The sequence below is a fragment of the Streptosporangium amethystogenes subsp. fukuiense genome (genome assembly GCF_042665875.1).
Classification (GTDB): Bacteria; Actinomycetota; Actinomycetes; order Streptosporangiales; family Streptosporangiaceae; genus Streptosporangium; species Streptosporangium fukuiense.
This window is the reverse complement of the sequence record NZ_JBHTEE010000001.1, coordinates 1,481,945-1,507,316: the sequence shown is the minus strand read 5'-3', so window position 1 is coordinate 1,507,316 and position 25,372 is coordinate 1,481,945. Positions and strand designations below refer to the sequence as shown.

Sequence of the window (25,372 nt, the reverse complement as noted above, 5' to 3'; positions counted from 1 at the left end):
CGCACGCGTACGACTGATCCCGACATGATCGGTAGAGCCAGTGTGTCCGACCACGTACAAATACACAGAGACCTACGGAACGGGTGTCCGATATCGGACAGCGGAGCCGGTCAGGACCCGTACGCCCGCCGGTCGTCCCCGCGAACACCTCGCCCATGTGGAGGCCGCGCACGGTGACCCGCGCGCCTCCGCCGCACCCTCCTTCCGAAACCACACCAAAGGCGACACCCGGCATGAAGCGGCCGGGACCGGGCTGGCAGGATCGGGCCGTGAACCATCGCACGCTTGGCCGCACCGGCATTCAGGTAAGCCCGCTCTGTCTCGGCACGATGATGCTCGGGGCCTGGGGAAACACCGACTACGACGAGTGCGGGCGCATCGTCGACACCGCGCTCGACGCGGGCATCAACTTCATCGACACCGCCGACGTGTACGCGTTCGGCGAGAGCGAGACGATCCTGGGCAAGGCCATCAAGGGCCGCAGGGACGAGATCGTGCTGGCGACGAAGTTCCACAACCAGATGGGCGACTCGCCCAACCGGCGCGGCAACTCCCGTCGCTGGATCATGCAGGCCGTCGAGGACAGCCTGCGCCGCCTGGACACCGACTGGATCGACCTCTACCAGGTCCACCGGCCCGATCCGCAGACCGACATCGACGAGACCCTCGGCGCCCTGTCCGATCTCGTGCGCCAGGGCAAGGTGCGGGCGATCGGTACCTCCTCCTTCCCCGCCGAGGAGATCGTCGAGGCCCAGTGGGTCGCCGGCCACCGGCAGCGCGAGCGGTTCTCGACCGAGCAGCCCTCGTACTCGATCCTCGCCCGGCACGCCGAGGCCGCGGTCCTGCCGGTGGCCGAGCGTCACAACCTGGGGGTCATGGTCTGGAGCCCGCTGAACGGCGGCTGGCTGACCGGCAAGTACCGCCGGGACGCGCCGCTGCCCGCCGGCTCCCGGGCCTTCAGCAACGGCGACCACTTCGACTTCAAGGTCGAGGAGATCCGCGCCCGCAAGCTCGACGTCACCGAGAAGCTGGCGGTCCTGGCCGACGAGGCGGGCATCTCGATGATCCACCTGGCCCTGGGCTTCGTGCTCTCCCACCGGGCCGTCACCTCGGCGGTCATCGGCCCGCGTACGCTCGAGCAGCTCACCAGCCAGCTCGGCGCGGACGAGGTGCGGCTGTCGCCGGAGATCCTCGACGCGATCGACGAGCTGGTCCCGCCGGGGACGAACATCAGCCCCGACGACGTCGGCTACGTGCCGCCCGCCCTGACCGACCCGGTCCTCCGCCGCCGCTGACGGAACCCGTCACCCCGGGGGACGTCCCGCCGGGGTGACGGCCGGGCTCAGCTCACCTCCCGGGCCGCCCGCTCGGTGGAGATCCCCGCGGGCAGGCCGGTCACGACGACCTCCCCCTCCCGGTCGACGGCCGCGCCCACCTCGGCTCCGGCGATCCGTAGCCCTCGTACCGAGACCGGTCCCAGCGGAGCGCCCGCGAGCGGCCGCAACAGTACCCGGCCGACGGGCACGTCGGGATAGAGGCCGAGCGCCGCGTGCACGAGGGTCACCGCGGCGGCGGCCGACCACGCCTGCGGGCGGCAGGCCGCCGGATAGGCCACCGGACGCCCGAGCGCCGCCCGGTCGTCACCGCCGAACAGCTCCGGCAGCCGGTAGCCGAACGTCTCTCCGGCCGCGAGCAGCCCCTCGGCGAGGGTCGCCGCGTGCCCGGCGAACCCGGCGCGGGCCAGCCCGGCGACCACGATCGCCGTGTCGTGCGCCCAGATCGACCCGCAGTGGTAGGAGAGCGGGTTGAAACCACCGGCCTCCGCGGACATCGTACGGAGCCCGAAGCCACCGGCCATCTCCGGTGCGACCAGCAGGTCGGCGACGGCCGCCTCCTCCGCCCCGGTGAGCAGGCCGGTGCCGAGCAGGTGGCCGATGTTACTGGTCAGCGCGTCGACGGGACGCTTGTCCCGGTCCAGGGCCAGTGCCGGGAACCTGCCCAGCGGCCCGTCCGTCCAGAAGCGGACGCGGAAACGCTCGGCCAGCCCCGCGGCGTACTCGCGCCAGCGCGCGGCTCCCGGGCGGCCGAACGCCTCCAGCAGGTCGGCGCCCTGCCGTGCCGCCTGGTGGGCGTAGCCCTGCACCTCGACCAGGGCGATCGGCGGCCGGGCCTGGCGGCCGTCATGGAAGCGCAGCGCGTCGCCGGAGTCCTTCCAGCCCTGGTTGGCCAGGCCCCGGCCGCCGGTGTCGAGATATTCCACGAAACCGTCCCCGTCGGGGTCGGCGTGCTCACCGAGCCAGCCGAGAGCCGCCCGCAGGCAGGGCAGCAGCGCGGCGACCTCCTCGGTGGGCGCGCCCCAGCGCCAGGCGTCGTGCAGCAGGCCGATCCAGAGCGGCGTGGCGTCGATGGTGCCGTAGTAGGCGGCGGGCAGGCGCAGGCCGCTGCCCTCGACCGCGAACTCGTGCCGGCGCAGCTCGTGCATGATCTTCCCGGGGGCCTCGCCCGAGCCGGCGTCGATCCTGGTTCCCTGCCTGCGGGCCAGCACGCGGAGGGTGCCCATGGCCAGCTCCGTGCCGAGTGGCAGCAGCATCCGGGCGGCCCAGATGCTGTCACGTCCGAAGAGGGTGAGAAACCAGGGCACTCCGGCGCCGAGGAAGGCGTCGCCGGGGGCGGCGGTCTCGGCCAGCCTGAGCGAGCGCAGGTCGTCAAGGGAGCGCTCGAACAGCCTGCTCAGCCGATGGTCGGCGGCGGCGATCCTGGGCTCACCCGCTCCCGGGGCCCATTCGGCGGCGCGGGCGGGCGCGGTCACCACGGCCCCCGGGTCGTGCACCTCGACCTTCCAGGACAGCGTGACCCGGCCGCGGGGCGCCAGCTCGACCGGCCAGCTCAGGAAGGCCGTACGCGCGTGCCCGGCGGATTCGGCCCGCGCGCCCTCGCCCGTCACGGTGACCCGGACGCCGTCCGAACTCCACGAGATCTCTCCGGGGGCGGTGCGCTCCGCCTCGGCCTCGACGGTGTCACCGCCGGACTTCACCACCTCGATGGGGGCGAAGTCGCAGCCCAGTTCCAGGGTCACGGTGGCGGCGACGGGCACGGTGGCGCTGGAGACGATCTCGACGCGCTCCGCCATGCCTCCCGGCTTGACCTGCCGGACGCGCTCGATCCTTACCGTGGGATCGAGGACGGGGTCGCCCAGCCATCGGGCCAGCGCGACGAACCTGCTGCCGCCCGGCCCCCGTGGCGCGTGGCCGACGGCCTCGGGCTCCCGGCCGCCGATCGTCAGGGTGGCCTGTGACAGGGCCCGGGAGTCGGCGTGGAACAGTCCCTGGACACCGGCAGGACGGATCTGCCCGTCGCCGCCGCTCAGCGCGACGGTCGGTGCCAGCACGGTGCTGACGAGATCGTGCAGCAGCGGCTGAAGGCGGTGGGACGCGGCGGGGAGGGCCGTCGTGACGGCCTGCGGGGCGGAGGGCGAGGCGTCGTCGAGCACGACGGGCTCCTGAGATCGTGCCGAGCCGATGACGCCTTGACAGACGACGGCAGGGAAATATGAATCGCGAAACACCCTACCTAAACGGTTCAATCATGCCGTCCACCCTTTCGAACGTCCGTTTCAGCCGGTACGCCGCACGCGGATGCCGTGGGCGTCGGCGCGCTGGAGGCCGCCGGCGTCCACGTTGGAGATCGGGATCAGGCCCTTGACCACACCCTCCCTACCGTTTCCGGTCAGCTTGACGATCAGCATTCCCGGGTCGGTCCCGTGGGAGGAGTGCGGGTCGCCGGAGAGCGGGATCGGTCCTCGCGTCGAGGCGAAGGCCCAGTCGCGGTCGGGCGAGACGGCGAAGAGGTCGACCGTCGGGTCCGCGCTGAACCGGGAGACGAGGTCGACGGTGCCGACCCGGGCGCCGGTCGCCCCGTCGAAGACCTCGGCGACGTTGGCGGCGCGGTCGCCGGCCCAGACGTAGCGCTCCTCGTCGGAGGCGAGGACGCCGTGCGCGTCGCGGTCGGGCGAGTCGTCGTCGAAGAGCGACTGGACCGCCGGGGTGTTCGGCGGGTTGGCCGGTGAGTAACCGCTCCTCGGCAGCCGGAAGACGCTGAACTGGTCGAGGTTGTCGTGTGTGCCACCGCCTCCGTTCCCGAAGACCTTCCCCTTGGCCTCGATGAACCCGCAGCCGTTCGCGGGGATCCTGCTCGCGTCGTACTCTCCCACGATCGACATCGGCGTCGTGCGCCAGTCGACCACGAGCATCCCGCCGCCCCGGAGGCTGACGAAGACCGGGCCGTTGTCCGAGGCGATGAACGGGCAGATCGGCGCGTTGTCCGGGCGGAGCCGGGGTGCCTGGCACGGCATCCCGTTCGGGGTGGTGCATCCGGCCAGGTCGATCGTCGCGGCCGGTTGCTGGACGAAGGTGCCGGACGCGTAGTCGGTGCCGATGCGCTCCAGCTTCTTGCCGTTCTGGTTGGAGATGATGAGGTACTCGTCGTCCTCGGTGGGCCAGAGGGCATGGGCCTGCCGGGCCCCTCCCGCTCCGGCCTCGGTGAGGAAGCAGGCGAGCGGCTGCCGGGTGGCGGCGTTGAAGACGACCACGTGGCCGCTGGCGACGAAGGCGAGCGCGGCGTGGGTGTCGGCCTTGTTGAAAACCAGCATGTGGGGACGTACCGGGACGCTGCCGGTGCTCGCCAGGCAGAGGGACGAGGCCGCACCGCTCAGGTCTATGACGTGGACGGGCCGCGCGGCCGACAGCCGGCGGGTGACCTCGGCGCCGGAGTACACGTTGACCGTGCCGCCGTAGGAGAGCCCGTCGGTGTTGGACTGGTCGACCAGCCACACCTCGTACGACTGCCCTGCCTGCGCCTGGGGCGGCGCGGCCGCTCCCAGGACGAACAGCACCAGCATCGCGACGATCGCGATCCGCCACTTCCCCATACGCCCTCCAAGGTCGTTCCAGCCGGAACATCTCCATATCCCTGCGAAGCAGGCTGCTTTCCACCTTCAATCCCAGACCGCCATAAGTCCAGGAATTGCTTGAATTAAACAAATATAGACAAAAAAACTCCATATTACAGATATTGGCCATAAGTCTGGCAATAAATGACACCCGCCGGCGATCCGGAATTGCATATATGGATATTTCGGTATATAGCCAGTGGTCCGGCAGCACCTCATGCGACGACCTCCGGATCTGGCGGCCGATATATTGGCGGCCATGAACTCGCTGGTCCGACGCCCTCTGGGCCAGACCGGCCTGGCCGTGACACCCGTCGGTCTCGGCCTGGCCGCGCTCGGCCGCCCCGCCTACATCACGCTCGGCCGCGCCGAGGATCTCGGCGACGACCGCGACATCGCCGCGATGCGGTCACGCACCTGGGCCGTACTCGACGCCGCCTGGGCGGCGGGGGTGCGTTACCTCGACACGGCGCGCTCGTACGGGCGGGCGGAGGAGTTCCTCGCGGGCTGGCTGCGCGAGCGCGAGATCGCCCCGGGAACGGTCACGATCGGTTCGAAGTGGGGATACGCCTACGTCGGCGACTGGCGTCTGGACGCCGAGCGGCACGAGGTGAAGGAACTCACCGCCGACCGGCTGCGCGTCCAGCTGGAGCAGACACGCGCGCTGCTCGGCGAGCACCTGTCGCTCTACCAGATCCACTCGGCGACCGTGGAGAGCGGCGTGCTCGACGACGAGGACGTGCTCGACCGGCTGCGCGCGCTGCGGGCCGAGGGAGTGGCGATCGGTCTGTCGACGAGCGGGCCGCGCCAGGCGGACACGATCGATCGGGCGATCGGAGCCGGGCTGTTCGACACGGTGCAGTCGACGTGGAACCTGCTGGAGCGCTCGGCCGGTGAGGCACTCGCGCGGGCGCACGAGGCGGGGCTGGGCGTGATCGTCAAGGAGGGCGTGGCGAACGGCCGGCTGACCGCCCGGGCGGCACCCGCCGCGCTCCTGGCCGCCGCACGCGAGCGGGACACCACACCGGACGCGCTCGCGCTGGCCGCCGTACTGGCACGGCCGTGGGCCGGGGTGGTGCTGAGCGGCGCGGTCTCGGCCGGGCAACTGCGCGACAACCTCGGCGCGGTCGAGACCGGCTGGGACCCCGAGCTCGAGGAGCGGCTCGCCGGACTGGCGGAGACCCAGGAGAGCTACTGGTCCGAGCGCGGCGCGCTTCCCTGGAGCTGAACTCGGGCGCCCGTGCGTCGCACGCGCGGGCATGACCGGGGCACCGGTCTCAGGGAGGCGCGCGCAGCGGGGTGCGCCCGAGGTTTTCGATCAGTTCGGGGAGCGAGTCGAAGACGTGGGCCGCCCCGGCCGCGCGCAGTTCCTCAGGGGAGAAGCCGCCGGTGCGGACCGCGACGCCGGGCATACCGGCCTTGCCCGCGGCGAGAAAGTCCCAGGTGGAGTCACCCACCGCGACCCCGGACGCGCCTTCGACCTTGGCCAGCGCCGCCTTCATCAGGTCGGGGGCCGGCTTGGTCGCCTCGACGTCCTCCGAGGTGGTCCAGGCCCGGCAGCGCGAACGGCCGTCGACGAGGTCGATGAAGTGCTCGACGTGCTGCGGCCTGCCCGACGAGGCCAGCACGACGGTGAAGCCGCGCCCGCCGAGCGCGTCCAGGAGTTCGGTGGCTCCCTCGCAGGGCCTGATCTCGTCGAGGAACACGTCGAACTCCTCCACCCACGCGTCACGCAGCGCGTCACCGTGCCGCCGCTCGACGTCGTCACCGGCGAGGGCGGAGACGATCTGATCTCCGCCCATGCCGATGTGCCGGTGGATGCGCCACAGCGGCAGCCACACGTCGTAACGCCCGAACGCCCGGAACCACGCGAGCGCGTGCTGGTAGTTGGTGTCGACCAGGGTGCCGTCGATGTCGACGATGGCGGTGTCTGCCATGGGAGGGGATGTGCCCGGCCCGCACCACACCATTCCGGAGAACGTCACCGGGCTTGTTGAAAAACCTGCTTGCCGCGCTTTACGAACCGTCGAATCACCGAACCACCGGGGCAGGGCCAAGGCCAGGTCGCGTCGCCCCGGACAGCGCGATCGGCGCCGTGACCGCGGTGGAGCCGGCTCGGTCCTCGGCACCTGGCCGGTGAGGAGGCCGCCTGAAACGAGCGGAGAATCGAGTTTATCCAGGACGCTCCGGTGTAGTCCCATACTTGTCCGGTCGTCGCCCCGAGACGACCCGTCATCGCATGGTCCTTGGTCAGTGCCCGCACCCGATCTCGAACACCGCCCGCCGACCGTCACCAACCCCGTCAGGCTGTCGCACAGAGCGACATGGGAGGCCCTCCTATATGAACCCCGCTGAGGATTCCGCCGTACCGGCTCCTGGAACCGCGCTACTCGTCGTCATGGGCGTGACCGGTTCCGGCAAGACCACCGTGGGCGCCGCCCTCAGCCAGCGGTTACGGGTGCCGTTCGCCGACGCCGACGACTTCCACAGCGAGGCCAACATCGCCAAGATGTCGGCGGGCATCCCCCTCGACGACGACGACCGGCTGCCGTGGCTGCGCGCGATCGGCGCCTGGCTCGCCGAGCACGCCGCCGGCGGCGGGGTGGCGAGCTGCTCGGCGCTCAAGCGGAGCTACCGCGACATCCTGCGGGAATCCGCGCCGACGGTGAGCTTCGTCCATCTGCACGGCGAGATCGACGCCGTACGCCGGAGGGTCGCCGGCCGTCCAGGGCACTTCATGCCCGCCTCGCTGGTCGACTCGCAGTTCAGGACCCTGGAGCCTCTCGGGCCCGACGAGCACGGGATCGTTCTCGACTTCGCCAGGCCCGTCGGCGAGCTCGTGGACGCCTACGTCGCCGCGGCGGCCGGCCCCCGGACCCGACCGGACCCGCACCCCGCCGGCCCAACCGGTCCCGCCGATCCCGGTGGACCCAGAGGGGGCGGAGAGGCCGGGAGGGCGAGGTGAGCACCGTTCTGATCACCCTCGCCGAGCCCGCCACGACCTCCCCCGGCCGGCTCGTCCCGGCCGCGCTCATCGGCATCGCGCTGATCGTCCTGCTGATCACGTACTTCAAGCTGCATCCCTTCCTGAGCCTGGCCCTCGGCTCGCTGGTCGTCGGGGCCGTCGCGGGCCTGTCGATGACCGACACCATCGCCGCCTTCACCGACGGGTTCGGCAGCACCGCGGCCGGGGTCGGCACGCTCATCGCACTCGGCGCGATGTTCGGCAAGCTGCTCGCCGACTCCGGTGGGGCCGACGAGATCGTGGACACGATCGTCGGCAGGTCCAGTCCCCGATCCCTGCCCTGGGCGATGGCCGCCGTGGGCGCGCTGATCGGTCTGCCGATGTTCTTCGAGATCGGCCTCGTGCTGCTGATGCCGGTCATCTTCCTGGTCTCGCGCCGCTCCGGCGTCTCCCTGATCCGCATCGGCATACCCGCGCTCGCGGGCCTGTCGGTGATGCACGGGCTCGTCCCTCCGCACCCGGGACCGCTGGTCGCCATCGACGCCCTCAAGGCCGATCTCGGCATCACGCTGGGTCTGGGCGTGCTCGTCGCCGTTCCGACGGTCGCCATCGCCGGACCGCTGTTCTCCAGGTACGCCGCCCGGTGGGTGGACGTCCCGGCGCCCGAACTCTACGAGTCCCGGTCCGAGACGGAGGGCACCCGCCGGCCGTCGTTCGGCGTCACCCTGGCCACCGTGCTGCTGCCGGTCGCGCTGATGATGGGCAAGGCCCTCGCCGACATCCTCACCGCCGAGGGCACCGTGGTCCGCGGCGTGCTCGACTTCCTCGGCACGCCGCTGGTGGCGCTGCTGATCGCCGTCGTCGTGGCGATGTTCACCCTCGGCCTCGGCGCCGGCATGGACCGGAAGGCGATCGCGAAGTCCCTGGAACAGTCGCTGCCGCCGATCGCGGGCATCCTGCTGATCGTGGCCGCCGGCGGCGGTTTCAAACAGACGCTGATCGAGAGCGGCATCGGTGACCTCGTCGCCACCTGGGTGGAGAACAGCGGACTGTCTGTGCTGCTGCTGGCCTGGCTGGTCGCCGTGCTCATCCGGCTGGCCACCGGGTCGGCGACCGTCGCGACGGTCACCGCCTCCGGAATCCTGGCACCGCTGGTCGCCAACCTCAGCGTCGGGGAGACCTCGCTGCTGGTGCTCGCCATCGGTGCGGGCTCGCTGTTCTTCTCCCACGTCAACGACGCGGGATTCTGGCTGGTCAAGGAGTACTTCGGGCTCACCGTGGGGCAGAACATCAAGACCTGGTCGCTGATGGAGACGGTCATCTCGGTGACCGGCCTGCTGCTGGTCCTGGCACTGAGCCTGTTCCTGTGAGCCCTCGCGCGGCCCGGGGCAGGGATCAGCCCCGGTGGTCTCCCGCCATCGTGTCGCGCAGGCCGCGTACGGTGGAATCGACCCGCTCCAGGGTCTCGTCGGCGCATGTCCCGGGTTCGCCGGGTATCCGCCCCGCACGGACGTCACCGGCGATGTGCTCCAGGGACTCCGCCAGGGCCGCCACCGCCGCCCGCGACGGAGGCGGCGCGCCGCGCCCGGTGCGCGCGACGGTGGCGGCGGTCGCGTCGGCCACCCGTTCCAGCGCGGTCATCGCGGGCATCCAGGTGGTGACGCGCCTGCTGATCACAGATGGCTCGGTCATCGCCCGCTGGAAGACCGTCCGCAGGTCGGCCAGGGCGTCGTACACCCTGCGAAGGAGCAGCGCCCTGCCGGGGTACTCGGGCTCGAAGGCGTACCTGAGGTAGTTCGCGGTGGCCGACACCGCGTCGGCGAACCGGGGCCCGACCGGCGCCTCCCAGCTCCCGGCCCACGGCAGGTATCCCAGCAGCAGGACGATCACGCATCCGACCAGCGTGTCCACGATCCGGATCCCGCCCAGCTCCGGTCCCCCGCGGGTCAGTAGATCCACCAGTAACAGGACCAGCGGCGCCTGGAAGGTCGACATCAGGCCCCAGTTGCGCTGCATGCCGTAGGGCAGGAGCGCCGCGAACACCGCGATGGGGATCAGCAGCAGTGGGCCGTACGGCACCAGGAGAAGGATCAGGGTGCCGATCAGCGTGCCCGCGACGGTCCCGAGCGCGCGCTGTACGGCGCGCGCGAACACCGACCCGAAGTCGGGCTTGAGCACCAGCGCGACGGTCAGTGTCATCCAGTAGGACCGATCGAACCAGCCGAGCCGGCTGACCGCGGCGGCGACGCCCATGCAGAGCGCGAGCCGGACCGTGTAGACCCGGACGAGTTGGCCGTACCACACATCTTCTCCAGGACGGCCCGGAGCCGGGAGCGGTAGCCCACCGGTTCGTACGGCAGTTGGTCGGCCGCGACGTCACCGCCGGATGCCAGGTCGACCGCCCCCTGGACGGCGGAGAAGAGGGCGCGTACGGCGGGTGAGTCGCCCTCGTGGCGCACCGCCGCCGGCGCGGGTCCGCCGGTGAGCGACGCGGCGACGCCCTCGACGGCGGACGCCGGCTCCTGTGGCGGCTCGCGCTCCTCGTGGCACAGCGAGAGCAACGCGTTGCGGATCAGCGAGGCCTGGTTCAGCAGGGCGACCAGCCGGGTACGCCCGGGATCCAGCTCCCCCACCGGGGAGCGGGCGCCGAGGACGGTGTCGTAGGCGTTCCTGAGCGCGGTGTCGAACGCGATCAGGGAGTCGGCGGCGCGATCGGTGAACAGCAGGCCGAGGGCCCGGTAGACCTGGGCCACCGAGGTCTCCTCCGGCGCACGCGGGTGGAGGGGCCAGTCGGCGACCCCCAGCGCGATCACCCACAGCACGCCCAGCAGGAACGTCAGCGCGTTCGGGCCGGGCGGTCCCGGCAGTGCTATGCCACTGGCGATCACGGTCATCACCAGCAGTTGCAGCCCGGCCGCCGAGCCCGCGCCCCCGCCCGCGCTGATCAGTGCGGACAGTACGGAAACGGCCACCATGACCGGCACCACCCACCAGCCGTGGTCGCGGACCGCGGCGCCGATGAGATACCCCAGCGCCCCGGCGGCCCCGGTCGCGCCCATCCGGATGATCCTGGCCCGGTACGGGCCGTCCCGGTTGGCCATCCCGGCGTTCATGGCGCCCATGGCGGACAGCAGGCCGGCCGTGACGTGCCCGGCGGCGACCCCCGCGAGGAGCGGGACGGTCACCGCCACGGCCATGCGCAGCATCGGCCACCATCGAAGCGCCGCGGGTGCCGGGCGGACCGTCTCGACCAGCCAGCCCGGAGCGGCGTCGATCAGCCGGTCGGCGGCCCGCCGGAAGAGCGGGGGCATCGCTCGCCGTGCTCAGTACGCCTCCGGGCCGGACGCGTCCGGCCCGGAGGCGGTCTCTTCACGGTCCACGGCGCAACCCCTACCCGGCCGCCCTGTCCGGTTATCCCGGTATTCACCGACGAAGTCTTGACCACCGCGTGCCAGCGGTCAGGGGAGGATGGCGTCGACGTAGCCCCCGTCGACGCGGAGCGCGCCGCCGGTGGTGGCGGAGGCCTGCGGCGAGCCGAGGTAGACGACCATGTTGGCGACCTCCTCCGGTTCGATCAGCCGCCGCAGCAGGGACTGCGGGCGGTGCTCCCGCATGAAGACGCGCTGGGCCTCGTCCCAGGGCAGGCCCCTGTCGACGAGTTCGTAGACGAAGTCCTCCACGCCTCGGGTGTGGGTGGGGCCGACGATGACGGAGTTGACGGTGACACCGCTGCCCGCGGCCCTCTTGGCGAAGCCGCGCGAGACGGCCAGGAGCGCGGTCTTGGACATGCCGTAATGGATCATCTCCGCGGGGATGACGATCGCGGAGTCGCTGGCGATGTACTGGACGCGGCCCCAGGAGCGCGCCACCATCCCCGGCAGATAGGCGCGGGTGAGACGGACCGCCGCCAGGACGTTCACCTCGAAGTAACGACGCCACTCGTCGTCGGTGATCTCCAGAGCGTCCTGGACCCCGAAGACTCCGAGGTTGTTGATCAGGATGTCGACCTCCGGCAGCATGTCGACGACGCGGTCCGCCCCCTCCTCGGTGGCGAGGTCGGCGGCGACCGGGACGATCCGCGCGCCGGGAGTCTCCGCGCGCAGCGCGTCGCAGGCGCTCTCCACCTTCTCGGCGGTGCGGCCGTTGACGGCCACCGTCGCGCCCGCCCGTGCGAGGCCGGCGGCGATGGCCGCCCCGATCCCCTGCGTGGATCCGGTGACCAGTGCCGTCTTACCGGTGAGATCGATGTGCATGCGTCATGTCCTTGGATACCTGTCATGGAACCGCTCCCCGTATGGGCGGGCACTCACGACCGGATGACGAGGTGGAGCGGTGCTCCACCGGGCGCCTTCCCGCTGATCCGCTGTTCGTTCCCGGGTCAGGCGGTACGGAAAGCCCGGATGGTGATCATTTTGGAGAAGCGCGCACTTGCCACGAAGATCTCCGCACCGGGCGGAGGCGTCCCGGCGGTCCGTCGGCGGTCGTTCCCGCTGTCCGGCCGCCTGGTCACCGAGGCCGGCGCAGGCAGGAATAACCCGTCCGCTGAGACGTTAAGAGTAGTTGAAATTTCAAACGAAACGGAGGACGGTGAGCACGATGCAGTTCGGGATCTTCACCGTAGGCGACGTCACCACGGACCCCACCACGGGCCGGACGCCGAGCGAGCACGAGCGGATCAAGGCGATGGTGGCCATCGCGCTCAAGGCCGAGGAGGTCGGCCTGGACGTCTTCGCCACCGGCGAGCACCACAACCCGCCCTTCGTCCCCTCCTCACCGACGACCATGCTCGGCTACGTCGCCGCGCGGACCGAGCGGATCATCCTCTCCACCGCCACGACCCTGATCACCACGAACGACCCGGTCAAGATCGCCGAGGACTTCGCGATGCTGCAGCACCTGGCCGACGGGCGCGTCGACCTGATGCTGGGCCGCGGTAACACCGGGCCGGTGTATCCGTGGTTCGGGCAGGACATCCGCCAGGGCATCCCGCTGGCCGTCGAGAACTACGCGCTGCTGCACCGGCTGTGGCGCGAGGACGTGGTCGACTGGCAGGGCCGCTTCCGCACTCCCCTGCAGTCGTTCACCTCGACACCCCGCCCGCTGGACGGCGTCCCGCCGTTCGTCTGGCACGGCTCGATCCGCAGCCCGGAGATCGCCGAGCAGGCGGCCTACTACGGCGACGGGTTCTTCGCCAACAACATCTTCTGGCCCAGGGAGCACTTCATCCGCCTGATCGAGCTGTACCGGGACCGCTTCGCCCACTACGGCCACGGCACCCCCGAGCAGGCGATCGTCGGCCTGGGCGGCCAGGTGTTCATGCGGAGGAACTCCCAGGACGCGGTGCGCGAGTTCCGCCCCTACTTCGACAACGCGCCCGTGTACGGCCACGGCCCCTCGCTGGAGGATTTCACCGACCAGACCCCGTTGACCGTGGGCAGCCCGCAGGAGGTCATCGACAAGACCCTGACCTTCAGGGAGTCCTTCGGCGACTACCAGCGCCAGCTGTTCCTGATGGACCACGCCGGGCTCCCGCTCAAGACGGTGCTGGAGCAGCTCGACATCCTCGGCGAGGAGGTCATCCCGGTACTGCGCAGGGAGTTCGCCGCCGGCAGGCCGGCCGGGGTGCCGGACGGCCCCACCCACGCGGCCCTGGCGGACGCCTACTCGCCGTCGCCGTCCCAGGCGTAGGCCTGGAACGCCGGGTCGAGAGGGGCGTCGATCAGTCGGTTGGCGAACGTGGAGATCGTGTAGACACCGACACCGAGGACGACCTCAAGGGCGTTCTGCGGCGTGTAGCCGGCGTCGAGGAACGCCCGCATCTCCTCGTCGCCGACCGCGCCGTGGTGGTCCATCACCGCGAGGGTGAACGACCGCAGTGCCTCCGAGCGGGCGTCCGGAAGGGGCTTCCGTGCCCGCAGCCCCTCGATGACCTCGGCCGGCGCCCCCAGCTTGACCAGCGTGGCGGTGTGCATCGCCACGCAGACGTGGCAGCCGTTGCGGGTGGCGACCGTCAGGATGACGATCTCACGCTCGACCGGGGCGAGGGAGGTCTGCTCGAAGCCGGCGCTGGCCGTCAGGAACCCCTTGAGCAGATGCGGGGAGGTGGCCATCCGGCCGACCGGCGCGGGGATGAAGCCGAATTTCCGCTCCACCGCCTCGACCGTGGCGCGGGCGGCGGCGGGGGCGCTCTCGACGGTGTGGGTGACGAAGACGTCGTGGGACATGGGGCCTTCTCTCTGGATTCTCCGGGCACGCGGAAGACGCGCCAGGTGGTCGCACGCCGAGGAATATCGTCAACGTGGTTGTCTATATAGTAAACACAGTTGACGACTTTGGCAATGACCGAGGCTGGGCGTGGAGCAGGTCGCCGAACGAACGCGTTCGGCCCGTGACGCGTGGCACGACTTCCTCCAGCGAACGCGGCATCCTGATCCGGCGGGCCCACGGCACCCGGTAGGCGACCGCTCCCGGTCCGCTACCGGATCGTGTCCGCTCTCGGACGCCGCACGCCCCCGGTCCGGGCGGTCCGTGCCGGTATTCAGGACGAGACCGTTCCCCTGCCGCGAATCCACCCGGTTTTCACCGGGCCCCGGAGAAAACACGTTGCGGTCGATTCCGGAGATCCAGCATCCTCAGATCAGGTCGGTCGAGCTTCACCAGGAGGGATCATGCGCCGCCATCACGGTCAGGGCCGTCGCGTCACGCGTGCTCGTCGCCGTATGCGCATGTCCCGGGAGGCTCGTGTGTGACGCCCGCCGTCACGACGCGAGCCGTCCTTCGGACCACACGGTCCGAGACGGCTCTTTTTTTGGAGCGGGTGAGGGCGCTGGTGTGCTCGGCGGTTTCATAAGCCGCTGTGGGCGGGTTCGATTCCCGCACCCGCTACCAGGCCTCTGTGGCGCAATGGAGAACGCGTCCGCTTGCGGAGCCCATCGCCGCACGGATCGTGATCCTTCTCGAAAAGATGATGTTTCGGGAACGTCGTCTTCGCAGTTGGTCGCGCCGACCTGAGGGGTTACCGACAGCAATCGCCGAAAACCCCACGAAGCTGTCCCTGACCTGCGGAAACAGCGATCCTGACAGGCCAGGGGGCCGGAGTGGCGGGCTCGCGTCGGACACGAAACCCGGCACGGCCGTCCGCAGCCGAAGCCTCTGCCGGCCGTGCGGGGCCACCCCGCACGGCCTGTTCCGAGGTCCCGGCCGTCCTCGACCTCCGCAGGGAATCGTCACCGCAGGTCACGGACAGGTTGGTTGGATTTTCGGCGATCGCCACCGGGACCCCGGTTCGGTTCCGGGTGCTCGCCCGGATCGTGTTCGGGGGATGAGGATGGTCGGTTCCGTGGGCGCGAGTCAGGCCGGTGGCCTGCCGGTGAGCCTGAAACTGCCCGGGATCGTGCTGGGCGTGGGATTGGGCGGGTTCGTCGACGGGATCCTGCTGCACCAGCTGTTGCAGTGGCATCACATGCTCACCGGCACCGACAGCGACAACATCGGGGTGAAGTACTACTCGCCGTACACGGTGCCGGGATTGGAGATGAACACGGTGTGGGACGGCATCTTCCACACGGTGTGCTGGCTGGCGGTGCTGTGCGGGCTGGCGCTGCTGTACGGACGGCTGGCCCACAACCGGCGGCGGGCTTGGACGTCGCGGGTGCTGTGGGGCTGGATCCTGGTGGGATGGGGGTTGTTCAACCTCGTCGAGGGCGTGATCGACCACCATCTCCTGGCCATCCACCACGTGCGCGGCGGGCCTTACCGGCTCTGGTGGGACCTGGGCTTCCTCCTTCTGGGCGCACTGTTGGTCGCCGGCGGCCATCTGCTGCAGCGCAGCGGCGAGCCCCTGCGACCGCGCGACGCCGACGACGAGGGCGGTCTCCGGTGAGTCCTTTGCCCGCCCACGGAGTGCACGGTCATGGGCATGACAGCGGATCGGGCGAGCTGCTCGCGCTGTTGCCGGTGGCGGCCGTGGCGCTCCTGGCCGCCTGCTACCTGCTGCTGTGGCGGCGCGCCCGCCACCGCAACCTCGCGCGCGCTCCCCGGGGTGCGAGGGCGGCGCTGTTCGTCACCGGCTGCGTCCTGCTCGCGGCGGCGCTGTCCGGGCCGTCGCACGCGTTCGCCGAACTCGACTTCCGCGGCCACATGCTCCAGCACCTCCTCATCGGTATGTACGCGCCGCTCGCCCTGGTGTTGGGCGCGCCGATCACGGTGCTGCTGCTTGCCCTGCCCGCCGCCCGCGCCCGCCGCCTCATCCGTCTCCTGCGCGGCCGCCCCGCCCGCGCACTGACCCGCCCTTGGGTCGCGCTGCTGCTGAGCACCGGCAGTCTGGGCGTCCTGTACTTCACCCCCCTGTACCAGGCGACCACCGTCCGCCCCGCCCTGCACACGCTCCTGCATCTGCACTTCCTGGCCGCCGGATGCCTGTTCGCCTGGGTCATCGCCGGCCCCGATCCCACACCCGGCCGCCCGAGCGTCCCGGCTCGCCTCGTCGTCCTGGGCGTCGCGATCGCCGCCCACGCCATCACCTCCCAGCTCCTGTACGCCGGGTTCCTCATCGGCGTCCACGCCCCCATCACCCAGATACGCGGCGGCGCCGAACTCATGTACTACGGCGGCGACGTCGCCGAACTCCTCCTGGCCGTCGCCCTCGTCACCACCTGGCGCCCCCCGCCACACGCCTGGGTGCGCGTGGCGGAGCGACACCCGCGCGGTTGACGACTTCCATCAGTCCTGCTCCCCACCGGAGGTGATGATCGTCCCACCGGCGTCCCCGGCGAGTGCGCGGCTGATGACCAGGCGCTGGATCTGGTTGGTGCCCTCGAAGACCTGCATGACCTTCGCTTCGCGCATGTAGCGCTCGACCGGGAAGTCGCGGGTGTAGCCGTACCCGCCGAGGACCTGCACGGCGTCGGTGGTGACCTTCATGGCGTTGTCGGTGGCGACCATCTTGGCGATGGACGCCTCCCGGCCGAACGGCAGGCCGAGGTCCTTCAGGCGCGCGGCGTGCAGGGTCGTCGCGCGGACACTCTGGACGGCCGCCTCCATGTCCGCGAGCAGGAAGGCAAGGCCCTGGTGCTCGATGATCGGCTTTCCGAAGCTCTCCCGCTCCTTCGCGTACGCCACAGCCTGGTCAAGCGCCCCCTGGGCCAGGCCGGTGGCGACCGCCGCGATGCCCAGCCGGCCGGAGTCGAGGCCGGCCAGCGCGATCTTGAGGCCGTCGCCCTCGGCGCCTATCCTGCGCGGCCGGCGCTCGATCCCCGTGGACCTGAAGGAGCCGGAAGGGCGGGCTCTCGTCCTGGATCTCGCCGAGCGCGCCGATGTCATGATCGAGGGCTTGCGGCCCGGCGTGGTGGAGCGGCTCGGTGTCGGGCCACAGGAGTGCCTGGCGCGTAACCCCCGGCTGGTCTTCGGGCGGATCACAGGATGGGGTCAGGACGGGCCGTTGGCCGGGGACGTCGGTCACGACATCAACTACATCGGGCTGACCGGCGCGCTGCACGCCATGGGCCGGGCCGACCAGGCGCCCGCTCCCCCGCTCAACCTCGTCGGCGACTTCGGCGGCGGATCCATGCTGCTGCTGGTCGGCATGCTGGCCGCGCTCTGGGAGCGCTCACTGTCGGGCAGGGGGCAGGTGGTCGATGCCGCGATGGTGGACGGGACCGCACTCCTGAGCCAGATGGCCATGGCGCTTCGCGGCATGGGAGTGTGGCGTGACCGGCGGGAGAGCAATCTGCTCGACGGCGGTGCCCCGTTCTACGACACCTACGAGTGCGCGGACCGGCGGTACGTGGTGGTGGGAGCTCTGGAACCCCAGTTCTTCTCGGCGCTGCTGGACGGGCTGGGCATCGACGCGAACGACCTCATACGTCGAGGTGGACGGGATGGTTCAGGCGGCGCCCGCGCCGAGGTTCTCCAGAACTCCCAACGCGCGACCCGAACCGGTCGACGGCCGGGCGCTGACCGCGGCGGAGGCTCTCGCGCGGTGGGCGTAGCCGGTGCGCCGAACCCCCCGCCGGGTGTCAGCCGGGTGGCGTGGCGGCGTCCTCGATCCGCTCGGTCAGCAGTTCGGCGAGCACGGCGACCCGTTCGACGGCTTCGACCGCGTTGGCCGCCGGAACCGAGATGCTCAGCCGGGTCGCGCCGGCCGCGACGTACTCCGCCAGCCAGGCGGCGATCCGGTGGTCCTCCCCCACGCCGCACAGGTGGAGCAGGCGAGGGGCCGCGGGGCCGAACCAACGGCCGAGGCTCGACTCCAGCTCCTGCCCGGACTGGCCGGCGGACGCGCACCAGGCATTGAGCCCGAACCAGTCCGGAGCAGGACGGCCCAGGGCCGCCGTACGCCGGACGATCTCCTGACGGGTCTCGCGATACCGGCGAGGCGTGCACAACAGTCCCAGCCAGCCGGATCCATAGGTGGCCGCGCGCTCGACAGCCGCCTCCCCCGCCCCGGCGATCACCAGGGGCGGAGCGGGCCCCGTCGTCGCGATCGACGCCTGCTCCAGGTCGAAATGCACGCCATGGTGATCGACCACCTCGCCGCGCATGAGCCGGCTCAGCACGTCGAGACTCTCGTTGAGACGCTTTCCGCGGCTTCGGGGGTCGACACCGCAGTTGGCGGCCTCCCTGGGGTCGTCACCGCCTGCCCCCACGGCAAGGACGAGACGTCCAGGTGCGAACGAGGTCACGGTGGCGAGCTGACGGGCGGCGATCAGCGGGTGCCGGAGCGCCAGCTGGAAGGCGCCGACGACCACGCGGAGTTCGGGCCCGGCCGCCAGGAGCGCCGCCGCCGCGAGGAGGCCGTCGATGCCCTGACCTCCCCGGTAGCTGACGTGGTCACCTACCGACACATGGTCGAGGCCGGCGTCGCGGACCGCCCGGGCGAACCGGGCGAGATCGGTGGCGGGCGCGGTGAGCAGGTCCGGCTGGATCGCGATCCCCACCGCGCAGGTCCTGCGCGGCGCGGTCGTCCCCACGGCCGTCACCGGTCGGCCTGAAGCGGATCGAGGCCATAGAGCTCGTTGTGCTCGCCCAGCGCCGGGACATCGGGGCACGCCGTGATGGCCTGTCCGTCGAAGAGCAGCGGTTGCCGTACGGACCGGTGGCCTGACGGGAGGTCGAGCAGCAGCCGGCGCGCCTTGACCTGCGGATCGTCGAACACCTCCGGGACACGGCGAACGTGGCCGCAGCTGACACCCCGTCGTTCCAACCGGCCGATGACATCATCGGACCGCCGCGCGGCGAGCGCGCGGGACAGGAGTGTTCGCAACTGGTCGGCGCGACTCTCCCGTTCGCCGGTGGAGAGGCCGCCCAGGTCGCCCAGCCCCAGCTCGTCGCAGAGCGCGGCCCACTGCCGGTCCTCCCCGGCGATCGCGAGCGTCACCGCACCACCGTCCCCGCACCGGAACATCCCGTACGCCGGTTCCCGTGGCGGATAACCCGTGGTCTCCTCGCTCGCCAGGTGTCCCCCCATCCGTACCGCCTGCCAGGCCACCAGGCAGTCGAGCATGGAGACATCGACGTGCGCCCCACCGCGAGCCTGACGTGCGAGCAGGCCGCTCAGTACCCCGATGACGGCGAAGGCTCCCGCCACGAGGTCGGCGGCCGGAACCACGCCGACGCCGTCCCGCGCCCCGTCCAGCAACCCGGCCCGCCCCTGCACGGTGAGGTCGTGGCTGCCGAGTTCACGATCCGGCCCGCTCTGGCCGTAGCTCGACACCGACACGACCACCAGGTCAGGGAAATCCAGCCGAAGCCGCTCCGGGGAGAGACCCAGTCGTTCCAGAACGCCGGGCCGGAAGCCCTCGATCAGGACGTCGGCGTCGGCCAGCATGGACCGGAGGGCCGCCTGCCCCGGCGCCGTCTTGAGATCGAGCGCGACGGACCGCTTGTTGCGGTTCAACGCGCGGAAGAGGGCCGGATGACGCCGGGTGGGGTCCCCGGTCGGCCGCTCGACCATGGTCACCCGCGCGCCGAGGTCGGCCAGCACCATGGTGGCGAAGGGCCCGGGGTACTGCTCGGCAAGGCTGACGACGACGATCCCCGCCAGAGGTCCGGAGCTCATCCGACAGTCCACCGGGGCTCACGGCGCTCGGCGAACGCGCGGGGGCCCTCGACGAAGTCCGGATGCGACCAGTGGGACCGCACCAGCGACCAGCCGTACTCGGCGGACTGCGAATAGGGCATCTCGGTCGACGCCCACACGGCCTGCTGGGAGAGGGACACGGCCTGCGGCGAGTTGGCGGCGATGTCCCTGGCGATCTGCAGCGCCGTCTCCATGAGCTGGTCGGGCGCGGTCAGCTCTTCGACCAGGCCGAGCTGGTACGCCCGTGCCGCGGGCAGCCGGAAGTTGCGGCCCTGGAGTGTCATGCGGAGGGCGGTGCCGAGCGGAAGCCGCCTGGCCAGGCCGGTGTTCTCGATGCCGCCCACCTGCCCCACGTTCACGTGGCTGTCGAGGAACTGCGCGTGCTCGACGGCGACCACGATGTCGCTGTCCACGACGAAGTGGAGGCCGGCGCCGGCCACCAGCCCGTTGACCGCGCAGATGACGGGCTTCCACACACGGTTCTGACGGGAGGTGAAGTGCAGTTCGTCGGTGATGTTGCCGCTGCCCATGGCGACCTGCCCGCTCTCCGCGACGGAGTCGACGTCGACCCCGGTGCAAAAGTGCCTGCCGCCCGCGCCCGTGATGATCACGCAACGGATGTCGTTGTTCATCCGCACCTCCTCCCAGACGGCGCGGAAGCTCGGGAACATCGACACGGTGATCGAGTTGCCCCGGGCGGGACGGTTCAGGATGATGCGCGCGATGCCGTCGGCGACATCGAACAGCAGATCGGCGTCGACCCCCTCGGGCAGGTCACCGAACGGCACAGGCATGGGGAACTCCTGGGACTCTCTGGGGTGATTCTGGGTGGCACGGACCGGTCACCGGCCACCGGCCGCCCTGGAGTGCGTCAGGGGCGTGACCGGAAAGTCCCGCCCCTCCTCCAGGACGTGGTGGTGCAACGCAAGGGAGTGGGCGCGCATCAGCGTCGTCGCCTGGTGCCGGTCGCCCGCCGCGATGGCCGCGATGATCATGCGGTGCGTCTGGAGCACGCGACGCTGCTGCTCCAGCGCGGGATAACCGGAGGTGATGGCGACGACGTCGGCCCACTCCAGTTCCTGGGTCGACCAGAGGCCCGCCAGGGCTCCGGCCGTCAACGTGAGCGTCGCGTTGCCGCACAGCTGGACGAGCGTCTCGTGGAACTCCCGGCCCACGAGGGTGAACTGGTGGGCGACGCCGAGCGCGCGTTCCTGCTTGTCCACCAGGTCGTTGAGCTGCGGGACGACCTCGTGATGCCGGTCGGGGCGGGACGCCGCGACCCCGGCACAGAGTGGCTCGATCTCACTGATGGCGTCGGCCAGGTCGCCGACGGTGACCTGGTTGAAGCGGAGCAGGAGTCCCAGGCTGTAGGTGGTGCCGATCTGGGAGGGCGCGTGGACCACCGCCCCGCCCTGGTTCCCGCGGCGCACCGACACGAGCCCTTCGGCCTCCAGGATGCGCAGCGCCTCCCGATAGGACGGCCGGCTCACGTTGAGCTCGCGCATCATCTCCTCCTGCCTCGGCAGGAGCGAGCCCTCCGGCAGTTCCCCGCTGATGATCCTGTTCCGGATCGCGTCCGCCACCATCTCCGCGATGGCGGGCTGTGCCATCTGCGGAAGGGTTCCGGCAGTCTGCCGGACTAGATCGGAGTCGCTGCTCACGCAGCCTCCTTCGGCTTTCCTCAGTCTTCCACCGTCACGGAAACTTACTGTACAAAGATAACACAGATTGCTGTTCGGGGCTGATCGGTTAGGAGACGATGATGACGACTGAAGGTTGCACTCCGATGACCTTCGCGCACGCGTTCTGGCAACGCTCCCGCGAGCGCCCCGACCAGCCGGCACTCGCCACCTCCGAGATAGAGCTCTCCTACCGAGAGCTCTACCACCGCGCCGAGGTGGTGGGCCGGGCGTTTCGCGAACTCGGGGTCGAACGCGGCGATCGGGTGGCGGTGCTCGCGCCGAACCGGCTCGAGGTGGCGCTGCTCATGGTGGCCGCCGGCACGGCCGGCGTCGCCGTCGCGCCGGTGAACTGGCGGCTCTCCGCCGAGGCGGCCACGGCGGTGGTGGCGGATCTCGCACCGAAGGCGGTCTTCGCGACCGGCGCGTTCGCCGAGGTGGCGCGGGCCGCCACGGACGTGCCGGTGGTGGACCTGGACGACGGGGATCCCCGGTGGCTGGGGCTCGGGCCCACCGGAGGGATCGCCCCCCACGCGGTCCGCGGCGCCGATCTGATCGCCATCATGTCCACCAGCGGATCGACCGGGCGGCCCAAGGGCGTGGCGATCTCCCAGCACGCGATGGTGTCCCGCGCGCTGGTGCTCCACGCCGAACTGGGCGTCCAGCCCTCCGACGCCTTCATCGGCTGGGCACCGCTCTTCCACATCTCCTCGTCCGACTACCTGTACGCCACCCTCGTCCTGGGCGGCACTTTCGTACTCCTGGAACGCTTCGACGCGCAAGTCATCGCGAATGAGCTGGTCGACCGCGAGGTGGGCTGGCTCTTCCTGATTCCCGGCGTGATCGACGAGGTGCTCGGCGCGCTGGGGGACCGGCGTCCCCGCTCGCTCAGATGCGCGGGCGCGATGGCGGACCTGGTCCCCGCCGAACAGCTCCGCGAAGCCGAGCGCCGGTTGGGCGCGCCCTACCTGAACACCTTCGGAAGCACCGAGGCGGGCCTGGTCCCCGGCGCTTCGGCGGTCACCTGGGCCGGGGACCGGCCACTGCTCGACAAGCGCCCGACGCCGTTCTGCCAGCACCGGGTGGTGGACGCCGACGGCAGGGACGTCGACCCCGGCTCGGCCGGTGAGCTGTGGCTGCGCGGCCCGACGCTGTTCAGCGGTTACTGGTCGGCCGGCGGCCTGTCCAGGGCGGAGTTCACCGACAGCTGGTTCAGGACCGGCGACCTGGTCCGGAGCGGGGACGGCGGCACGCTCGCCTTCGTGGAACGGCGCGGGCGCATGTTCAAGTGCGGCGGCGAGAACGTGTACCCCGCCACGATCGAGCGGGCCCTGCTGGGCCATGCCGCCGTTGTCGAGGCGACCGTGGTGCCGGCCTCCCACCCGCGGTTCGGGCAGGTGCCCGCGGCTTACCTGGCATTGGCGTATCCGGCCGACGCACGCGAGGTGGTGGAGGCCGCGACGGCGACGCTGGCCCGTTTCGAGCGCCCTCAGGCGGTGCACGTGCTGACGGCGGAGGAGTTCCCCAGAGGCGTGACCGGCAAGGTGGAGCGCGACCTGCTCGGTTCCGCGCACCCGGTCTGCGGGCCCGGGTGCTTCGCCGCCAGCCGTTGACTATCTTCTAAAAGATAGCTTAGATAACCGTCACCAACCTCACAAGCCAGAGGAGCCACATCGTGATATCCAGGCCCTCGTCGACCTTCGTCCACGTCGAGGTGGCGGATCGTGTCGCGTGGCTGACGCTCGACCGCCCGCGGGCGAAGAACGCCCTCAACCGCGAGATGTACGCGGCGGTGCGCGACGTGGCGCGTGCCGTACGCACCGACACCTCGATCGACGCCCTCGTCGTCCAGGGCTCCGCGGGGGCCTTCGCCGTGGGCGGCGACCTCAAGGAGATGCTGGCGCTGCTCTCGTCCGCGGACCCGGCGGCGATCCTGTCGTACGAGGACGATCTGCCGTTCGAGGCGCTGCGGCAGGTGCCCAAGCCGACCGTCGCGGTCATCGACGGCCTGTGCATGGGCGGCGGTCTCACCCTGGCCATGATGTGCGACCTGCGCCTGGCGACCGCGACGTCCACCTTCGCCATCCCGGAGGCCCGGGTGGGGATCGTGGACGGACACCTGCCGCGCCTGCTCCGGGGGCGGGTTCCGGACGCCGTGCTGCGGCGCTGGATGTACACGGGCGCGCCGTTCACGGCCGAGGAGGCCATGCGCGCCGGACTGCTCTCCGAGGTCGCCACGGACGCCGGCGACCTGGAGGGCAGGGTGCGCACCCTCCTCGGCCAGCTCAAGGAGTCCTCGGGGACGGCCGTCGCGAAGCTGAAGTCGATCTTCAACGAGGCGATGCCCCTGCCGTCCATGAGTGATGCCTACGACTCGCTCCTGAGCGAGGAAGCACGACTTCATCTCCAAAGGTTCGGGGCGAGAGTGAAGCCGGATGTCCCAGAAGTTCCACAAGGTGATGAAGGGATCGACCAGTGATTCACAAGAAGACGAGGACCGCCGCCGCGGTGGTGGGCGGCCTCGTGGCGACGATGGTTCTGGCGGGCTGCGGCGGCGGCGCGGCCGAATCCTCGTCCGGTGACTACCCCATCGGGATGTCCATGGACCTGTCCGGCGCGATCTCCTTCAACGGTAAGCCGGCGGCGGCCGGATTCCAGGCCTACGTCGCCGACCTCAACAGCCGGGGCGGGGTGAACGGTAAGAAGATCGACCTCAAGGTCCTCGACGACGGCTCCGACGTCGCCAAGGGCCGGGCCAACGTCCAGCAGTTCGTGTCCGAGAAGCGGCTGGCCACGTTCGGCTTCATCCTCTCCAACCTAAGCCTGGCCACCCTGCCCGTGGCCACCCAGGGCAAGATGCCGATCGTCGGGCTGGGCGGGCCGGCCAGCCTCTTCGACCCGGTCCAGTCCTACTACTTCTCCTACGAACTCAGGGCGGAGCGCCTGGAGTCGGCCATTCTGAACTACCTCGCCACGCGCGCGCAGGAGGACGGGATCGAGAAGCCGCGTATCGCCGTCTTCTCCGTCGACACACCTTCCAACCGCGACATGGTGAAGCTCGCCACCCAGGACGTCACCGACCGGGGCTGGACGGTCTCGACGGTCCAGTACATGCCCGTCGCCCCCACCGACGTGACCGCGCAGGCCTCCGAGATCAAGGGAAGCAAGCCCGACTACGTCCTGATGAGCCACAACGACGCCGGGTCGCTCGTGGCGGTGCGCGGCCTGCGCGCCCAGGGCGTGGACGTGCCCGTGGTGAACCAGTGGGCGGGCTCCTCCGACGCCACCCTCAAGCAGCTCGGCGACAGGTACGCGGCGTTCCGCACCTACGCGAGCCCGACCGAGACCGGCAACGCCGCCGTCGACGCGATGAAGGCGGCGGCGACCAAGGCCGGCGAGGCGAAGAACATGACCAACCCCTACTTCACCCAGGGCTGGGTCGCCGGTTCCCTGCTGGAGAAGACCCTCCAGGCCTGTGGCGCGGAGTGTTCGACCGGGCAGAGCTTCCGGGACGCCCTGGAGAAGCTCGGCGAGATCGACACGAACGGCCTTTCCGGGCCGCTCCAGGTGAGCGCCGAGAGCCACGAGCTGGTGAAGACCGTGCGCTTCTTCAGCTGGGACCAGAGCACCGACCAGGCCAAGCCGCTGACGGACTGGGTCAAGGCCGTCTCGTGATCGCTCTCCTCCCGCCGCGGAGGGTC

At 70.7% G+C, this 25,372-nt stretch carries 21 protein-coding genes, 1 tRNA gene and 2 pseudogenes; 12 read left to right on the top strand and 12 right to left on the bottom strand.

The features are described from left to right. Positions 1-269: 269 nt before the first annotated feature. Positions 270-1,295: an aldo/keto reductase gene (locus ACFQVD_RS06475; protein ID WP_343960902.1), complete on the top strand. Its 1,026-nt coding sequence runs from the start codon at positions 270-272 to the stop codon at positions 1,293-1,295. A 47-nt stretch (positions 1,296-1,342) separates the two neighbouring features. Here ACFQVD_RS06475 and ACFQVD_RS06470 read toward each other — a convergent pair whose 3' ends face one another. Both ACFQVD_RS06470 and ACFQVD_RS06465 read right to left on the bottom strand, forming a co-directional pair. After that, the gene (locus ACFQVD_RS06470; protein WP_386270600.1) at positions 1,343-3,490 is read right to left on the bottom strand and encodes an amylo-alpha-1,6-glucosidase; all 2,148 of its coding nucleotides are present in this window, start codon (positions 3,488-3,490) and stop codon (positions 1,343-1,345) included. A 123-nt stretch (positions 3,491-3,613) separates the two neighbouring features. Next, positions 3,614-4,927 carry a hypothetical protein gene (locus ACFQVD_RS06465; protein ID WP_343963547.1) on the bottom strand — a complete coding sequence of 438 codons (1,314 nt, stop codon included), beginning with the start codon at positions 4,925-4,927 and terminating at the stop codon, positions 3,614-3,616. A gap of 280 nt (positions 4,928-5,207) precedes the next feature. Here ACFQVD_RS06465 and ACFQVD_RS06460 point away from each other — a divergent pair, with 280 nt between their 5' ends. Further along, positions 5,208-6,176 carry an aldo/keto reductase gene (locus ACFQVD_RS06460; protein WP_343963549.1) on the top strand — a complete coding sequence of 323 codons (969 nt, stop codon included), beginning with the start codon at positions 5,208-5,210 and terminating at the stop codon, positions 6,174-6,176. 49 nt (positions 6,177-6,225) lie between these two features. Here the strand turns inward: ACFQVD_RS06460 and ACFQVD_RS06455 are convergent, their stop codons facing one another. Continuing rightward, on the bottom strand, positions 6,226-6,885 hold the full coding sequence (locus ACFQVD_RS06455) for an HAD family hydrolase (RefSeq protein ID WP_343963551.1): 660 nt from the start codon (positions 6,883-6,885) through the stop codon (positions 6,226-6,228). Between the two features lie 404 nt (positions 6,886-7,289). Between ACFQVD_RS06455 and ACFQVD_RS06450 the strand changes: the two genes are divergently transcribed. Continuing rightward, positions 7,290-7,913 (top strand): gluconokinase, encoded by a 624-nt coding sequence (locus tag ACFQVD_RS06450; RefSeq protein WP_343963553.1) that lies wholly within the window; start codon positions 7,290-7,292, stop codon positions 7,911-7,913. After that, positions 7,910-9,283 (top strand): GntP family permease, encoded by a 1,374-nt coding sequence (locus ACFQVD_RS06445; RefSeq protein ID WP_343963555.1) that lies wholly within the window; start codon positions 7,910-7,912, stop codon positions 9,281-9,283. The genes ACFQVD_RS06450 and ACFQVD_RS06445 overlap by 4 nt, the downstream gene beginning before the upstream one ends. Positions 9,284-9,308: 25 nt before the next feature. Here the strand turns inward: ACFQVD_RS06445 and ACFQVD_RS06440 are convergent, their stop codons facing one another. The 3 genes from ACFQVD_RS06440 to ACFQVD_RS06430 form a co-directional block, all read right to left on the bottom strand. Next, positions 9,309-10,166, bottom strand: a complete 858-nt coding sequence (locus ACFQVD_RS06440) for an FUSC family protein (protein ID WP_386270596.1) — start codon at positions 10,164-10,166, stop codon at positions 9,309-9,311. Continuing rightward, on the bottom strand, positions 10,109-11,224 hold the full coding sequence (locus ACFQVD_RS06435; protein ID WP_343963559.1) for a hypothetical protein: 1,116 nt from the start codon (positions 11,222-11,224) through the stop codon (positions 10,109-10,111). The genes ACFQVD_RS06440 and ACFQVD_RS06435 overlap by 58 nt, the downstream gene beginning before the upstream one ends. A gap of 147 nt (positions 11,225-11,371) precedes the next feature. Beyond that, on the bottom strand, positions 11,372-12,166 hold the full coding sequence (locus ACFQVD_RS06430) for an SDR family NAD(P)-dependent oxidoreductase (RefSeq protein ID WP_343963561.1): 795 nt from the start codon (positions 12,164-12,166) through the stop codon (positions 11,372-11,374). A 343-nt stretch (positions 12,167-12,509) separates the two neighbouring features. Here ACFQVD_RS06430 and ACFQVD_RS06425 point away from each other — a divergent pair, with 343 nt between their 5' ends. After that, positions 12,510-13,601 carry an LLM class flavin-dependent oxidoreductase gene (locus ACFQVD_RS06425; RefSeq protein ID WP_343963718.1) on the top strand — a complete coding sequence of 364 codons (1,092 nt, stop codon included), beginning with the start codon at positions 12,510-12,512 and terminating at the stop codon, positions 13,599-13,601. On the opposite strand, the gene ACFQVD_RS06420 is transcribed toward ACFQVD_RS06425, so the two are convergent. Further along, positions 13,574-14,137 carry a carboxymuconolactone decarboxylase family protein gene (locus ACFQVD_RS06420; protein ID WP_343963563.1) on the bottom strand — a complete coding sequence of 188 codons (564 nt, stop codon included), beginning with the start codon at positions 14,135-14,137 and terminating at the stop codon, positions 13,574-13,576. The genes ACFQVD_RS06425 and ACFQVD_RS06420 overlap by 28 nt on opposite strands. Positions 14,138-14,725: 588 nt before the next feature. Between ACFQVD_RS06420 and ACFQVD_RS06415 the strand changes: the two genes are divergently transcribed. From ACFQVD_RS06415 to ACFQVD_RS06405, 3 genes are all read left to right on the top strand, one after another. Beyond that, positions 14,726-14,801 (top strand) — tRNA-Met (locus ACFQVD_RS06415). Between the two features lie 451 nt (positions 14,802-15,252). Beyond that, on the top strand, positions 15,253-15,795 hold the full coding sequence (locus tag ACFQVD_RS06410; RefSeq protein WP_343963566.1) for a DUF2243 domain-containing protein: 543 nt from the start codon (positions 15,253-15,255) through the stop codon (positions 15,793-15,795). Continuing rightward, positions 15,792-16,625: a cytochrome c oxidase assembly protein gene (locus tag ACFQVD_RS06405; protein ID WP_343963568.1), complete on the top strand. Its 834-nt coding sequence runs from the start codon at positions 15,792-15,794 to the stop codon at positions 16,623-16,625. The genes ACFQVD_RS06410 and ACFQVD_RS06405 overlap by 4 nt, the downstream gene beginning before the upstream one ends. A 9-nt stretch (positions 16,626-16,634) precedes the next feature. Here the strand turns inward: ACFQVD_RS06405 and ACFQVD_RS06400 are convergent. Further along, positions 16,635-17,144: pseudogene (locus tag ACFQVD_RS06400) on the bottom strand (acyl-CoA dehydrogenase family protein); the annotation flags it as partial. Between ACFQVD_RS06400 and ACFQVD_RS06395 the strand changes: the two are divergent. Further along, a pseudogene (locus ACFQVD_RS06395) lies at positions 17,080-17,703 on the top strand (CoA transferase); the annotation flags it as partial. The pseudogenes ACFQVD_RS06400 and ACFQVD_RS06395 sit on opposite strands and share 65 nt — an antisense overlap. A 226-nt stretch (positions 17,704-17,929) precedes the next feature. On the opposite strand, the gene ACFQVD_RS06390 reads toward ACFQVD_RS06395, so the two are convergent. Genes ACFQVD_RS06390 through ACFQVD_RS06375 form a run of 4 tightly spaced genes read right to left on the bottom strand, consistent with a single transcriptional unit; the run spans position 17,930 to position 21,653 of the window. After that, on the bottom strand, positions 17,930-18,883 hold the full coding sequence (locus ACFQVD_RS06390; RefSeq protein WP_343963570.1) for an LLM class flavin-dependent oxidoreductase: 954 nt from the start codon (positions 18,881-18,883) through the stop codon (positions 17,930-17,932). Positions 18,884-18,888: 5 nt separating this feature from the next. Beyond that, the gene (locus ACFQVD_RS06385) at positions 18,889-19,971 is read right to left on the bottom strand and encodes a CaiB/BaiF CoA transferase family protein (RefSeq protein ID WP_343963572.1); all 1,083 of its coding nucleotides are present in this window, start codon (positions 19,969-19,971) and stop codon (positions 18,889-18,891) included. After that, positions 19,968-20,786 (bottom strand): enoyl-CoA hydratase/isomerase family protein, encoded by an 819-nt coding sequence (locus ACFQVD_RS06380; protein WP_343963574.1) that lies wholly within the window; start codon positions 20,784-20,786, stop codon positions 19,968-19,970. The genes ACFQVD_RS06385 and ACFQVD_RS06380 overlap by 4 nt, the downstream gene beginning before the upstream one ends. A 48-nt stretch (positions 20,787-20,834) precedes the next feature. Then, positions 20,835-21,653, bottom strand: coding sequence for a FadR/GntR family transcriptional regulator (locus ACFQVD_RS06375; protein ID WP_343963576.1), 819 nt, complete (start codon positions 21,651-21,653; stop codon positions 20,835-20,837). 125 nt (positions 21,654-21,778) lie between these two features. Here ACFQVD_RS06375 and ACFQVD_RS06370 point away from each other — a divergent pair, with 125 nt between their 5' ends. The 3 genes from ACFQVD_RS06370 (at position 21,779) to ACFQVD_RS06360 (ending at position 25,346) form a co-directional block, all read left to right on the top strand. Beyond that, positions 21,779-23,284 carry a class I adenylate-forming enzyme family protein gene (locus ACFQVD_RS06370; protein ID WP_386270592.1) on the top strand — a complete coding sequence of 502 codons (1,506 nt, stop codon included), beginning with the start codon at positions 21,779-21,781 and terminating at the stop codon, positions 23,282-23,284. A 62-nt stretch (positions 23,285-23,346) separates the two neighbouring features. Then, complete coding sequence (locus tag ACFQVD_RS06365) at positions 23,347-24,150, top strand: enoyl-CoA hydratase/isomerase family protein (protein ID WP_343963580.1); 804 nt, start codon at positions 23,347-23,349, stop codon at positions 24,148-24,150. Then, positions 24,147-25,346: an ABC transporter substrate-binding protein gene (locus tag ACFQVD_RS06360; RefSeq protein WP_343963582.1), complete on the top strand. Its 1,200-nt coding sequence runs from the start codon at positions 24,147-24,149 to the stop codon at positions 25,344-25,346. The genes ACFQVD_RS06365 and ACFQVD_RS06360 overlap by 4 nt, the downstream gene beginning before the upstream one ends. The last annotated feature ends 26 nt before the right edge of the window (positions 25,347-25,372 follow it).

Coding starts and splice junctions, on each gene's coding strand:
- ACFQVD_RS06450 (WP_343963553.1), top strand. CDS start 7,290: ATGAACCCCGCTGAGGATTCCGCCGTACCGGCTCCTGGAACCGCGCTA.
- ACFQVD_RS06440 (WP_386270596.1), bottom strand. CDS start 10,166: ATGGGCGTCGCCGCCGCGGTCAGCCGGCTCGGCTGGTTCGATCGGTCC.
- ACFQVD_RS06425 (WP_343963718.1), top strand. CDS start 12,510: ATGCAGTTCGGGATCTTCACCGTAGGCGACGTCACCACGGACCCCACC.
- ACFQVD_RS06455 (WP_343963551.1), bottom strand. CDS start 6,885: ATGGCAGACACCGCCATCGTCGACATCGACGGCACCCTGGTCGACACC.
- ACFQVD_RS06435 (WP_343963559.1), bottom strand. CDS start 11,224: ATGCCCCCGCTCTTCCGGCGGGCCGCCGACCGGCTGATCGACGCCGCT.
- ACFQVD_RS06465 (WP_343963547.1), bottom strand. CDS start 4,927: ATGGGGAAGTGGCGGATCGCGATCGTCGCGATGCTGGTGCTGTTCGTC.
- ACFQVD_RS06430 (WP_343963561.1), bottom strand. CDS start 12,166: ATGCACATCGATCTCACCGGTAAGACGGCACTGGTCACCGGATCCACG.
- ACFQVD_RS06385 (WP_343963572.1), bottom strand. CDS start 19,971: ATGAGCTCCGGACCTCTGGCGGGGATCGTCGTCGTCAGCCTTGCCGAG.
- ACFQVD_RS06380 (WP_343963574.1), bottom strand. CDS start 20,786: ATGCCTGTGCCGTTCGGTGACCTGCCCGAGGGGGTCGACGCCGATCTG.
- ACFQVD_RS06370 (WP_386270592.1), top strand. CDS start 21,779: ATGACCTTCGCGCACGCGTTCTGGCAACGCTCCCGCGAGCGCCCCGAC.
- ACFQVD_RS06420 (WP_343963563.1), bottom strand. CDS start 14,137: ATGTCCCACGACGTCTTCGTCACCCACACCGTCGAGAGCGCCCCCGCC.
- ACFQVD_RS06460 (WP_343963549.1), top strand. CDS start 5,208: ATGAACTCGCTGGTCCGACGCCCTCTGGGCCAGACCGGCCTGGCCGTG.